This is a genomic window from Dysgonomonas mossii (genome assembly GCF_004569505.1).
GTDB lineage: Bacteria > Bacteroidota > Bacteroidia > Bacteroidales > Dysgonomonadaceae > Dysgonomonas.
The window spans coordinates 51270-65044 of the sequence record NZ_SPPK01000001.1 but is presented as its reverse complement, the minus strand read 5'-3'; the positions used below and the strand labels follow the sequence as shown (position 1 = coordinate 65044).

Genomic DNA, 13775 nt, shown 5'->3' with positions numbered 1-13775 from the left:
ATTTATTAAAATATTATATTAAAATCTGTACTTAACACCAAATTCTGCTGTAAACGGACGAATATAGGTCGCACCCTGTATAGTTCCGGCAACTGCATTTGCCTGCTCTTGATTATATAGGTCTGTTCCTCCGATTGTACCGCCGATACCTTCTTGATTAAGCAGGTTTACAAAATTGGCATAAAAATCGAAGTGTCCTTTGTAGTTTATATTCAAACCTCCAAATGTTTCCCAGTGACCTTTATAATATAAGTTGTTTGGCAGGTTTGCATACTGCTTACTATAATAACGACCACTTAACCAAACTCTTACGTTTGTATTTTTATCTATACCGAATGAATAGCTAGGATCTATCTCGAGTAAGAATTTAGAAACCACAAGAACATTTTTATCGTCAAATTTTACAGGCTCCGGAAGCATTGCTCCACTCGGGAACTTGGGATTGATCGAATAGTTTTTGTAAACAGGATCTTGCAGTGTCACTAAAAAGTGAAGGTTAAAGTTTTTTAGAGAATTGTCGAAAAACTTAAACGGCGTAAACATAAAGTCCGTCGTCCAACCCAGTGTTTGAATGTCGTAGTAAATAACCGTGTTAGCACTTTCATTTCCTAACTTCAGGTCCATGCGTCCAACATAATTATTTTTACTGATAAAAGTACCTTTCGATACCAACTCTACCAGCGGGTGATTGAAGTATAAACCTAAGCCTCCACTTAATACCGTATTTTGTTTGGCATCTACTTCGTATTGACCTGCATAGCTTTCCAAGTGAGGTGATTGCCTGTTATATCCGGCATCAGCTAGTAAACCAAAGCTATTTGTCAGTTTATAAAGAGCATCAGCATTAAAAACAAGATTCAGATAATCATCATTTATTGCTTTATATTTAGATTTGTCTTTAGATAAAGTCCCATCGGCATTACGCGCCGTTACAGACAAAAGATCTCCATTCTTATTATATCTAGGGGCATAAGTTCCCTTAACTTTTTGCCATTCCACTCTCGCACCATATCCCATATTAAAATTTGGACTGATATTCCATTTATCAGAGAAATATAAAGCCAGTTTTCTTTCATATCCGCTATCGTACTCTGTTCCGATATTGTACATTTCATTTCCTACTATACTTTTAATTTGACCGTATTGATCAAATTGAAATATCTGATTAGAGTTATCAACAACTTTAGAAGGGTTCTCTTTTACGTCTGTATAATATGTTGAGGTTTTTGTATAATATTCTCCCGGATTATACATAGCCCCCATTAAGCCTATATTAAAATCATGCGTATTGGTCTTTTTATTCAGATTCAAAACTCCTGATAGAGTTTTTATAGTCATTTCGGGATTAGAGAAGAGCCAATGCTGAATGCCGGCATTCCCTTTTACAGGCGTACCATCCATATAGCTATAACCTGTGATATCGTGTGCACCTAACAGCACCTGGATCAATTGAGAGCCTTTGGTTTGTGACAATTTAAATGTATAGTTTAAGTTCCAGTTATTATCAAATTTGTTTTCTCCGATAAGATATAATTCATGTGTTTTCCATTTATTTTGGTCAAACATATCTTCTTCAATCATATTCCCTGAATACACGTCTTTCATCCATACTTTTCCTGATTTTTCAAAGAATGAAGACCGTCCGATTTTTACGCCTGGAATTTCCTTTATACTACCATCCCCATTATAGTAAAAGGGACTGAAACCTAAAGATATTCCACCTGTATTCATATATTTATACATAACGCTGATCTTATCCCTGCCTCCGTTATATTTCTGGGTCAATGCTCCTTTAAACATTTGAGTCTGGTCATTATAGTATTTTTTGAAAGGGACGTCTAATGTTCCGGGATCATAATTAAGATAAAACCCTGCTGCAAAAGAAAGTCCATTTTTATTGATCGGAGCACTTATAGCACCAGTAGCTTTCATCAAGCCGTAATGGTTTCCGGTAATGTCAAAATTACCAAATACCCTATCTGTCCCCAGATTATCATACGTAGCAATAGAAATGCCGACATCTCCCGTACGCAATGCTGTCTGATTTAAGTTTAGAGTTTCGAAACCTATAGTTGAAGCATCCAATCGCCATGCTCTAGTAGGAAGAACCGGCCAGTAAAAGTAAGAGACAGGTAGTCCATTTTCCATAACCGATGTACCGCCAACCCCGGCAGGCAGTCCGATATTTACTGTACGAGGGCCCGTACTGCTGCTGGCATTCAGCATCATGTTTTTTTCATCTTTAGCATCGGCTGCAACCGTATCCTTTTTTAGCGCCTCAACCTTTTGCGCATATATAGTTGTACTACCCAATAAGGATAGTAAGATAGCGGTATATATTACTTTATTGATATTTATATTTCTCATATTTATGTTAAAACATTAGGGATTAATTTTGTTAAGTTCAGTCTTTTACGTGTGGTGTATTTAATACGCGATACAAAAGTATAGCATTATTCATTAGCGTACAATATACGCCACAACAAAATAACATGTTTTAAAACATAAAATAAGAAAAAAAATATCCAAGCATGAATAAAACATACTTGGATACACATAAATAATAACAAAATGATTATATCATAAATCCAACAGCTCTTCTATTCTCTTCATATTGAAGGAGTACAAGTTTGGCTGAGGATAGGGATCTAATTCTCTCTTTTTATCAAGACTAACAATCAATTCAGAAGTTAGCATTCGTTTTCTAAAATTACGCTTATCAAGTTCCTCTCCCAATATATCTTCATATATCTTTCGCAACTCTACTATCGTAAACTCCTCGGGAAGCAATTCATATCCGATAGGAATAACGTCTATAAGCAGTCGTATATGCTTTATTGCCCGATTTATGATTTCATTATGGTCATGGCTGAGTTTAGGTATTTTATCTATATCAAACCACATACTCAAGTCTGTATCGTCTTCGCTCAACGATACCTGATCGTAACGCACGAAAGCAAAATAGCCCAACGTCGCATATCGGCTCATCAAATTGGGGATATCGTCAGGGCTAACACCATAACTTTCCAGCAGATCTCTATTGTTATCTATATTACAGCGATCTTTCTTTCCAAATAAATAGAATTGTCTCAATTTTATGTTAGTCAAACCGGTGCGCTGAAGTAAAACTCTTTGTACAGCTTCATCCACATCTTCTTCTTTATGGACTAAACCTCCCGGCAACATCCACAGTTTACTTAATTTATATTTATTGAGCAATATCTTCATTTTTTGCTCATGAAAAGATATAATAACACAGTCTACAGATAGTCCCGGGTGTATATTTTCTGTCTGTGCTTTAAAAGTCTCCAAGTACAATGATTTCATAAGTCTCTCTTCTTTACATCATTAAACCAATATCTATTTTTCAGACGACATGATCCCTCATGCTGCATGTTATACAACATAAAAAATAAAAGCGTATTATGTACGTCATATGGGCATATGTATTAATTTTGCCTCTGGTGTGTAAAATACGTTATTATAAAATTGATAAAAAAATATTGATATGATAAAAAAATATATTTTAACAGGTTTTTGTTTAATTATCGCAACTTTTGAATTATTAGGCCAACCGCCTAAACAAATTGTTGTAGATGGAAAAACATTCCCAGACTTAAATAATGACGGAAAACTACAACCGTATGAAGATACTCGTTTGCCCAACAACAAACGAATTTCAGACTTAATGACTCGCCTGACACTAGACGATAAAATAAATCTAGTGTTGGGAACAGGCATGAAAGGCTTCGAGGGGTTGATAAAAGACATGGTAGTAGGAGGAACGGAATACCTAGTCCCGGGTGCTGCCGGCACAACTTATCCTCTTGACAAATATGGTATCCCGGCTATTGTGATGACAGACGGGCCGGCAGGTGTCCGCATCAGCCCAAACAGAAAAAACACAGATCAAACATTTTATGCAACCGGCTTCCCAGTGGGCACTCTATTAGCTTGCACTTGGGATACAAAGTTGATAGAACAAGTAGGGCGAGCAATAGGAAACGAAGTATTGGAATACGGATCTGATATACAACTTGCTCCGGCCATCAACATTATGCGAAACCCACTCTGTGGACGAAATTATGAATACTACTCGGAAGACCCTTTATTGACAGGAAAAATTGCGGCAGCAATGATAAACGGTATACAGGAGAACGGCTCGGGAACATCGGTAAAACACTTTGCGGCAAACAACAGTGAAAAAAACAGGATGGACTTGAATGTCAATGTATCTCAGAGGGCATTAAGAGAGATTTATTTAAGAGGTTTCGAAATCGCAGTTAAAGAATCAAACCCAGCAACCATAATGTCTTCTTATAACAAGATAAACGGAATATATACTTCTGCCGATTATGATTTGCTGACAACAATACTAAGAGACGAATGGGGATACAAAGGTGTAGTTATAACAGACTGGTTTGGTGGATATAGCAACGGACTAGAGGCTCTGATGGGTAAAGGGAAAGAACACAACACATCGCTGCAACTAAAAGCAGGTAATGATTTATTAATGCCGGGTATCCCTTCGCAAAAAGAAGACATACTGAATGATTTAAAATCGGGAGCTCTTACCGAAGCGGATTTGGATATTTGTGTAAAGAGAATATTGGATATGATCTTGTCTTCAAACAAAATAAGAAACTATCAATTTTCAAACAAACCCGACTTGAAAAAACATGCAGAACTCACACGTCAGGCAGCAACCGAAGGCATGGTTTTATTAGAAAATAAAGAGAATGCTCTCCCTCTTGCTCCAAGCACAAAGAATCTGGCTGTTTTCGGAAGCTTATCTTACAATCTCATTGCAGGAGGAACAGGTAGTGGAGATGTAAACAAGGCATATATTGTATCACTAAAAGAGGGACTAAAGAATGCAGGCTATTCAACGGATCAGAAACTAGATCAATTTTATACTCCATTTGTAAATGCTGAGGCAGCCAAAGTAAAAGAAGCGTTAAAAGCGAACCCGTTAATGCTGGTTCCGCTGATGCCTCAACCAAAACTTAAGGAATCGATGATAAAAGAAAGTGCCTCAAAAAATGATGTTGCAATAATTACCATAGGAAGAAGTTCGGGAGAACTGGATGATAGAAAGATTGAAGCTGATTTTAAACTGACACAAGAAGAACTGAACCTAATAGACAATGTATCATCTATATTTCACGCTCAAGGAAAAAAAGTGATAGTGGTTCTCAATAATGGAGGAGCAATAGAAGTTACAAGTTGGAAAGACAAAGTGGACGCAATCTTAATGGCTTGGCTTCCGGGGCAAGAAGCAGGAAACTCTGTAGCAGACATTTTATCAGGGAAAGAAAACCCGTCGGGAAAATTATCAATGACATTTCCTGTAAGATATGAGGATGTTTCTTCTGCCGAGAATTTCCAAGGACTTCCTGCCGACAAACCAACCGAAGTGATGTATAAAGAAGGAGTATATGTAGGATACCGATATTTCAACACCTTCAATGTAAAACCTGCATACGAGTTTGGATATGGTCTGTCTTATACAACATTTGAGTATACTGATATGAGAATAAGCGACAAGATGTTTGACAACGAACTGTATGTAAGCGTTAATGTGAAGAACACAGGAAAAGTGGCAGGAAAAGAAATCGTTCAGTTATATTTATCCTCGCCAACGAATGTTATAGATAAGCCCGCAAAAGAACTTAAGGCTTTTGCCAAGACCCGATTGCTAAAACCGGGAGAAGAACAAACAGTAACTTTACGTTTAACTCTTCGCGACCTAGCTTCTTTTAATCAAGGAAAGAGTGCATGGGTAGCTGACAAAGGTTCTTATCAGATTGAAGTGGCAGCATCAGCACTAGACACAAAGGTTAAAGAGTCATTTATGCTGCCGGAAACAAAAATTGTAGAAAAAGTAAATAATGTACTGAATAACAAGGCTTCTTTTGTCGACTTAAAACCTTAATTAACTTATATAAATATTCAAAGAGGTTGTTCTGAAAATTGGTTCAGGACAACCTCTTTAATTTAAAGAAATCATTTACTAACAATATTAATATGCCTATTCTGACTTTAATTTAAAAATGACAGGTAAAGTAAATTCATCCGAGAGCCTATTCTTATTTACCGGAATCCATTTAGGCATCATTTTTACCATTCTTACAACAGCGCTATCACACGAAGACTCTAAACCCTCTTTTATTCTCACATTCACGACTTCCCCATTAGGCGCAATATTGAATTGTACAACGACCTGTCCCTCTATTCCTTGTTTTTGAACAGATTTGGGATATTCCAAGTTCTTTTCGATAAAAGAATATAAAGCACTTTCTCCACCCGGATATGTCGGCATTGGTTCTGTTGTAATTAAAACGTTCCCGTTAGTCTGTGCATTACAAATAATAGCAATATAAAAAAATAAGTAAAAAAACATACTTCTCATAATCGCAATAATTATCTTTCTCTAATAGATATCTAAATCTATAAAATTCCATAAGCAAGAACAGCTTGTTTCATTCTTGAAGAAAAAACCATAAACTTTTCGTATTTTTGTTTAGAAAAAAACACTGACAAATGATCATTTTCAATACTACATTTCATGTAGAAGACGAAGTCTGCAACGATTATATCCGTTTTATCAAAGATGTTTACATAATCAAAGCAACGAATAGCGGTTTCTTACACGAACCTCGTTTCGCACGTATCCACGCACAGCATGAGGAAAGTGGAACCAGCTATTCATTACAGTTCAAGGTGAAGAATGTAGATACGCTCAATCACTGGTATGCTACAGAAGGCGAAGCCCTCCAGAAAGAGCTAACCTCTCTGTTTGGAAATAAGGCTTTGGGGTTTGTTACATTATTGGAAGAAATAAGCTTGTAGTATGATACAAAAAGAACGAATAATATTGGGTATCGACCCCGGCACACAAGTAATGGGATACGGTATCTTGCGTGTAGTGAATAACAAGCCCGAACTATTAGCAATGGGGGTACTACAACTCAGTAAGTATGACGACCATTATCTGAAACTCCGACGGATTTTTGAACGGATAATTGGGCTGATTGATGAATTCCTACCCGATGAACTAGCCATCGAAGCTCCTTTCTTTGGAAAGAATGTACAAAGTATGCTCAAGCTGGGTAGAGCACAGGGAGTAGCCATGGCAGCTGCATTATCGCGGGACATTCCCATTTTTGAATACGCCCCATTGAAAATAAAAATGTCAATTACCGGAAATGGACGTGCAGCTAAAGAACAAGTTGCCTATATGTTACAACATTTCCTCCATATACCCGACAATAATATGCCAACTCAGATGGATGCTACCGATGGTTTAGCCGCTGCAGTTTGCCATTATTTCCAAACAAACAACCCTACACAAGAAAAGAAATTTACAAGTTGGAAAGATTTTATAAATAAAAATCCGGGAAAAGTTAAATAAATAAGCAAACACAATGATATACAAAGATCTAGAAAATATAGAATACGGGCATGCATGGAAATACCAGCAAGAGTTATTCGCAGAAGCTCTATCCCTTAAGGAGAAAGGGGAACAGCCCGAAAACTACCTCTTGTTTTGCGAGCACCCACATGTTATAACAATTGGCAAACATGGTAAACATGAAAACCTTCTGTTTCAGGAAAATTTTCTAAAAGAAAAAGGAGTATCACTTTTCCAAATAGATCGTGGAGGAGATATTACATATCACGGTCCGGGACAACTTGTAGGTTATCCTATCTTCGATTTGGAATCATACGACATCGGACTGAGGCAATATATCTTTAACCTAGAAGAAATTATAATTCGTTTTTTGGCGTCTTACAATATCAAAGCCGAAAGACTCGAAGGTGCAGCAGGTGTATGGATAGATACAACAGTCCCTGCTCGCACACGAAAGATTGCGGCGATAGGTGTGCGTAGTAGCCGCTTTGTGACAATGCACGGATTTGCATTCAACATAAATACAGATTTATCTTATTTCTCACTTATCAATCCTTGTGGCTTTGTTGACAAAGGCGTAACATCGCTTGAAAAAGAGCTTGGGCATAAGGTAGATATGGAAGAAGTAAAAAGCAGAATGAAAATATTATTTGAAGAGGTATTCATCCCCAAATAAGCACAATAATTATGGAGAGTTTGCAAAACAAGATAGTATTTGTCACAGGCGGAGCCAATGGTATTGGCAGAAGCATAGTAAAAGCTTTTTGCGAAGAAGGAGCAGATGTTACTTTTTGCGATATGGATGAAGAGGCAGGAAAGCGACTAAGCGAAGAGATGAAAAGCTATAAATGCTCATTCGCCCAACTTGATGTTTCCGATGCAAGAGCTTTGAGTGACCTTATTCATACTATTATCTCCCAGAAAGGAAATATAGATATCATTATCAATAATGTAGGAGTTAGCAATTTCGGATCGATACTCGATGTGTCAGTAGAAGACTTCGACAAAGTTCTGAACATCAACCTACGTCCTATATTCATATTAGCCAAATCATTAGCAAAACACCGCTCACTAAATAAAGAATTAAACACCTACGGGCGAATAATCAACATGGCATCTACCCGCTACCTGATGAGCGAACCGAATTCCGAAGCCTATGCGGCATCTAAAGGAGCAATCGTATCGCTTACTCACGCTTTAGCTATTTCCCTTAGTGAATATAATATAACGGTGAACTGTATCAGTCCGGGCTGGATAGACACAGGGCATTATGGCGATTTACGTCCCGAAGACCATAAGCAGCACCCTTCGGGCAGAGTGGGCAAACCCGAAGATATAGCTCGCACTTGCCTGTTCCTTTGCGATCCGGCGAATGATTTTATTAATGGACAAAATATTGTAGTTGACGGAGGTATGACAAAAAAGATGATATATATAGAATAAAATATATTACTTTTATCTGTCTTAAAATCAGTTACTATGAAACGCCTATATTTTATTTATCTTTTGCTATTCGTCCTTTCTGGTCACGCCATAGCATGTACCACTGCTATTATATCAGGTAAAGGAACTATCGACGGACGCCCCTTGCTCTACAAACACAGGGATACAAGTGCCTTACAGAATAAACTAATGGCTTTTAGCGATGGTAAGTATAATTACATTGGTATTGTAAACAGTACAGATAAGACAGGCAAAGAAGTATGGGGAGGCTACAACTCTACAGGCTTTGCCATAATGAATTCAGCATCGTACAACCTGAATGAGAAGGAAGTAGGACCTGAGGAACGTGAAGGGATTATCATAAAAATGGCTCTGCAACAATGTGCAACGCTCGCCGATTTCGAAAAAATGCTGGAAACATTACCGAAGCCTCTTTATGTAAATGCAAACTTCGGGGTGATCGACGCACAAGGAGGAGCTGCCTATTACGAAACAGGCGATTATACCTTCAAGAAATACGATGCAAATGATCCTTCCATAGCTCCTATGGGATATATTATACGCACCAATTATTCTTTTTCGGGAGATAGAGCCAGAGATAAGGGTTTGAGCCGCTATCAGGCTGCCGAACCGTTATTTTACAATGCTGCTTTATCAGGCTCACTTTCTTACCGCTTCTTGTTACAGGATGTTTCACGTCATCTCACACACGGACTGACCGGGACAAACTTATATGACATAATGCCTCAAGACACTTCAAAGACTGTTTTTGCAGCATTCAGAGACTATATACCCCGCTACTCTACCTCTTCGGTTATCGTTGTGCAAGGCGTAAAAAAAGCTGAACCCGCTTCGCTTACCACTATGTGGACGATATTAGGTTCACCACTTACCACAGTGGTTGTACCCGTATGGCTCAACAAAGACAATTGGTACCCATCCACAATGCTTGCTGATGAAACAGGAAATGCAAAGCTATGCGATTGGTCTCTGAAACTAAAGAAACAACTCTTCCCCATAGACAGAGGAGAAGGCAATGACTATATCAATCTAGCAGCACTCATTACCGCTGATGGCAACGGCATTCTGCAAAAGATAAAACCTATAGAAAATCAGATATTAAACAAATCCGATTCTCTATTAAACCATTGGCGAAAGGATGGCTATAATCCGGCTGAACTAAAAGAGTTTTGCAAGTGGGTAGATAATCTTATTCAGCAATATTACTCTTTTTCTCCTTCGTTTTCTTCCTCTTTCTGATGTAAAGATATAATCCTGTCAACGGCAGGCTCATACCAAATAGAGTAGAAAGAAATACCAATAATCTACCCGCTGTACCGCCTATGGCTCCGATATGAATATCATAATTCATACGGCGTAGCTTGTCCGCAAAATCTTTGTTTTCATATTTACCCTGATACGGATGATCAACCTCAACCTGCTTAAAGCTATATTTATCAAACGAGTACCTATCTACATTGTAATACAGTTTCTTGTCGGGGAATACGGTTATCATAATGGCTGAAGCCTTATCTTCTACATTGGGTAAATATATCGAAAAAGCCTGAGCAGTGGGAGCTTTTTGCGACAGATCCGAAAACAATGAATCAATTCCCAGATAAATATCTTTAGCCGGAGTATCAACATGCAACGTATCGGATTGTGCCATTCTCCATTCAGGCATCACCCTGCCACCCGAAGTAACCTTATATACACCCTGCGACCACCATTCCAGTGCCCACACCATACCCGTAAGGCTTATGATAAGAAGTATAAAAGCGGCATAAAAACCAAGAATATTGTGCAAATCGTACACTTTCTTATACATTTTGGTTTTCTTCTTCCATCTGAACCAGAGACTGTATTTAAGGGCTTTTTTACTTTTCGGAATCCAAAGGATAAGTCCTGTGATTATTACAATCACAAAAACCAATGTAGAATACCCTACAATGGGTTGCCCTATACTATAAGGAAGCCAAAGTGAAAAGTGTCCCATCCCAATGAAATCCCAAAAGTCGTAACCCGAAGAACCTTCAGCTCCTTTTACCGATATCACTTTACCAGTATAAGGATCCATTTGCAGCGAATAATTATAACCTTGTCCACGAAAAGTTGCTTTAATTGGCGCATCTTCCGAATACTCTATATAATCAGGCGTTTTATCTTTAAACTCTTTCTTGGCAACTTCTATTACCGATGAGGGCGAAACAACTGTCGTATGTTTGCCTTGCGATACTTCGGGCAGTTTCTCCTGATCTACCCATCCATTCAGCTTTAATGCCCAAATAGCTCCCGTCAGGCATACAATAAAAAAAATAAGCCCGGAGATAAGCCCCAGGTAAAGATGCAGTTGATAAGCTATCTTTTTGAATGTCATGAGAGTTTTTTTTAATTAGAAAATTTAAAGAGGATATCCCAAAAGTAATTTTGATTATTAAAATATTACTTTTGGGACAACCTCATTATTTCTTAGAATCTATAATTCAATGCAAGAGATATGGTACGCAATTTCTGCGGTGTAACTGTACTCCATCCTCCGTAATATTTTTTATTGGCGAGGTTATCCCCTTTCAAACTGATGGTATAGTTATCTCCATTATAAGAGATCAATGCATTGAAAATAGTATAACTTGGCAAAGTGAAACTACCGGTTGAGTGTCTGTTGAGTGTTTTATATTCTGATGCGTAGTTAGCACCTGCGCCTACTCCCCACCCTTTCAATGAACCTGTAGTCAATTTGTAGCTTACCCATGCATTAAACAAGTTTGCCGGACCTGACTCTTCCGATCTTAAACCGATATAATCACCATCGGCAGCATCCTTTGTTATCTTATTGTAATTGTGGCTATAACCCGCAATCATATTCAATCCTACAACAGGATTGGCAATAAGGCTAACCTCTACCCCTCTGCTCTTTACCACTCCGCCTTGAATTACATTCAACACATTCGCCGGATCAGCCATCGTCTTGTTAGAAACTTTGATATCATAGTAGCTCACAGTCAACGAAACTCTATCGCCATACAAGTTGCTTTTCACACCCACTTCCCACTGATTCGCTTTCTCAGGTTTCAAGATCTTCATAGAAGTATTACCCGAACCATCGTGCTGCGTTACAGGTTCAAGATTTTGAAAGCCATTCATATAATTAGCAAACAAAGAAAGATGTTGCAAAATTGGCTGGTAAACAAGACCTAATTTTTGAGAGAAAGTCACCTGATTTTTCACCTCTTTAGCATTCCACGAAGTTGATGCTGAATAGTTATCCAAGCGAAGTCCTACTAATGCAGACAGTTGAGGAATAAAGTTGACAACATCAGACAAATAGGTACTCCAAATCTTAACGGTAGAATTGGATACACTTCCCGGATCAGCAGATAAGAGAGCATCCACTCCTGTAGCGGTAAGCACGCCTGTATCTGTCTGATTGGCAAGCGACACAACTCCGTTTGCAACCCAAGCATAACCATTATCCTGATATTCTTTCTGTAAATAATCTACACCGAAAACAACTCTGTTACGCATGTTACCAAATTTATGATCTCCTGTAAAGTTTTGCTGAACATTTATAGCATCGGTAGAAGAATTTAATCTGGAGATGTAGCGTGTAAAATCGCTACCATTTACATTGTCCCATAAATATTGATAATATCCGTCAGATTTTGTATTGCTGGCGGCCACAATAGTCTGCGAGTTCCAGTTCTCATTGATTTTATACAAAGCCTGAGCTTGCATACCGTAGGTCGGATTATTGACAGCAAGGCGATTACTTGTATATGACTTTTTATAGTTCTTTTCAAACAAATCAATATTTGAGAAGGTAACGGGAGCAGAGCGGTATAAGAAAATCATAGGAGCAGTTGTTCTCTCCAACGATTTATATTCCGTATTAATAAAGAAAGTTAAGCGATCTGAAGCCTTAAACTTAAAGCTAGGAGCTATAAAAAATGATTTTGAATAACCATTATCTTGAAATGTATTTTCATAATGGTAAGCTCCATTGATTCTCATACTGGCTTTGTCGCTCAACGGGGTATTTACATCCGCTGTTACTCTATTTAGCCCATAACTACCTGTAATGTAACCAAACTCTCCGCCAAAAGTATCGTACGGTTTCTTGGTAACAACATTGATCAGACCACCATAATAAATAAGGTTTCCACCGTAAAGTGTTCCCGAAGGACCTTTTACCACTTCTATATTTTCTACATTCGCAGGATCCAAAGCTCCGTTGCTGATGTTAGCCACACCATTCACAATGGTAGGTTGCAAAGAAAATCCACGCATGGTGTAATATTCCGCACCATCGCCTGCACGTCCGGTACTTTCCCACAGACGGGTTATACCTGTTGCATTTTTCAATGCTGTATTGAGGCTTGTAACGACTTGTTCTTTAATAACCGTCTTGTTGATTGTATTATATACCTGTGGATTTTCTAAGTCGGCAAGTGGTAGTTTAGCAACCGATGCACTTATTTTTTCAGCAAATGGGTTTTTCTTGGTTGCTATAATTTCTATCTCTTGCAGATTTTCGGTCGTTTCGTTCAAGAAAACATCCTGAACCTGTAGGTCTTTGCCTGACTCTAAAGCGACTTCTACTTTAGACAATTGCAGTCCCACAGATGAGAACAAGAGCGTGTAACGTCCGGCATGAACGCCTGATATCTTATAGAATCCTTGAGAATTCGACATATCGCTCCTATGTAATTCTTCTATCGTTATACTAACGTTAGAAGCTGGTTTTCCATCAGAAGTAAATACCCGACCACTTATAACAGCCGATTTTTGCTGTGCTGACAATGATATGACAATGCCCATAAGCAAAAACATTATACCGAACAGGCGTAAAGAAATACGTTGTTGTTGCATTTGTAAGTAATTTTATGATAATAATTTTGTATGTTAATCAGCTTAACAC

11 protein-coding genes are annotated in these 13775 nt (G+C 38.1%); 6 read left to right on the top strand and 5 right to left on the bottom strand.

Features of this window, described 5'->3' with window-relative positions:
• Nucleotides 1–18: 18 nt before the first annotated feature.
• Nucleotides 19–2367 carry a hypothetical protein gene (locus E4T88_RS00285; protein WP_135103466.1) on the bottom strand — a complete coding sequence of 783 codons (2349 nt, stop codon included), beginning with the start codon at nt 2365–2367 and terminating at the stop codon, nt 19–21.
• 213 nt (nt 2368–2580) lie between these two features.
• Nucleotides 2581–3327: an NUDIX hydrolase gene (locus E4T88_RS00280; RefSeq protein ID WP_135103464.1), complete on the bottom strand. Its 747-nt coding sequence runs from the start codon at nt 3325–3327 to the stop codon at nt 2581–2583.
• A gap of 181 nt (nt 3328–3508) precedes the next feature.
• On the opposite strand from E4T88_RS00280, the gene E4T88_RS00275 reads away from it, so the two are divergent.
• Entirely contained in the window at nt 3509–5935 is a 2427-nt protein-coding gene (locus tag E4T88_RS00275) for a beta-glucosidase (RefSeq protein ID WP_135103463.1), read from the top strand.
• A gap of 96 nt (nt 5936–6031) precedes the next feature.
• On the opposite strand, the gene E4T88_RS00270 is transcribed toward E4T88_RS00275, so the two are convergent.
• Nucleotides 6032–6322: an energy transducer TonB gene (locus E4T88_RS00270; RefSeq protein WP_194215959.1), complete on the bottom strand. Its 291-nt coding sequence runs from the start codon at nt 6320–6322 to the stop codon at nt 6032–6034.
• 221 nt (nt 6323–6543) lie between these two features.
• On the opposite strand from E4T88_RS00270, the gene E4T88_RS00265 reads away from it, so the two are divergent.
• From E4T88_RS00265 to E4T88_RS00245, 5 genes are read left to right on the top strand one after another with little or no spacing between them, the layout of a single operon-like run.
• A complete protein-coding gene (locus E4T88_RS00265; RefSeq protein WP_135103460.1) occupies nt 6544–6852 on the top strand; it encodes a DUF4286 family protein in 309 nt (102 codons plus the stop codon).
• A 4-nt stretch (nt 6853–6856) separates the two neighbouring features.
• Nucleotides 6857–7414, top strand: a complete 558-nt coding sequence (gene ruvC, locus E4T88_RS00260) for a crossover junction endodeoxyribonuclease RuvC (RefSeq protein WP_185146723.1) — start codon at nt 6857–6859, stop codon at nt 7412–7414.
• A gap of 13 nt (nt 7415–7427) precedes the next feature.
• Nucleotides 7428–8090 (top strand): lipoyl(octanoyl) transferase LipB, encoded by a 663-nt coding sequence (gene lipB / locus E4T88_RS00255; protein WP_135103457.1) that lies wholly within the window; start codon nt 7428–7430, stop codon nt 8088–8090.
• 11 nt (nt 8091–8101) lie between these two features.
• On the top strand, nt 8102–8857 hold the full coding sequence (locus E4T88_RS00250) for an SDR family NAD(P)-dependent oxidoreductase (protein ID WP_135103456.1): 756 nt from the start codon (nt 8102–8104) through the stop codon (nt 8855–8857).
• 36 nt (nt 8858–8893) lie between these two features.
• Complete coding sequence (locus tag E4T88_RS00245) at nt 8894–10117, top strand: C45 family peptidase (protein WP_135103455.1); 1224 nt, start codon at nt 8894–8896, stop codon at nt 10115–10117.
• Here E4T88_RS00245 and E4T88_RS00240 read toward each other — a convergent pair.
• The gene (locus E4T88_RS00240; RefSeq protein WP_135103454.1) at nt 10068–11234 is read right to left on the bottom strand and encodes a PepSY-associated TM helix domain-containing protein; all 1167 of its coding nucleotides are present in this window, start codon (nt 11232–11234) and stop codon (nt 10068–10070) included. The genes E4T88_RS00245 and E4T88_RS00240 overlap by 50 nt on opposite strands.
• A 92-nt stretch (nt 11235–11326) precedes the next feature.
• A complete protein-coding gene (locus E4T88_RS00235; RefSeq protein ID WP_135103452.1) occupies nt 11327–13726 on the bottom strand; it encodes a TonB-dependent receptor in 2400 nt (799 codons plus the stop codon).
• Nucleotides 13727–13775: the final 49 nt, after the last annotated feature.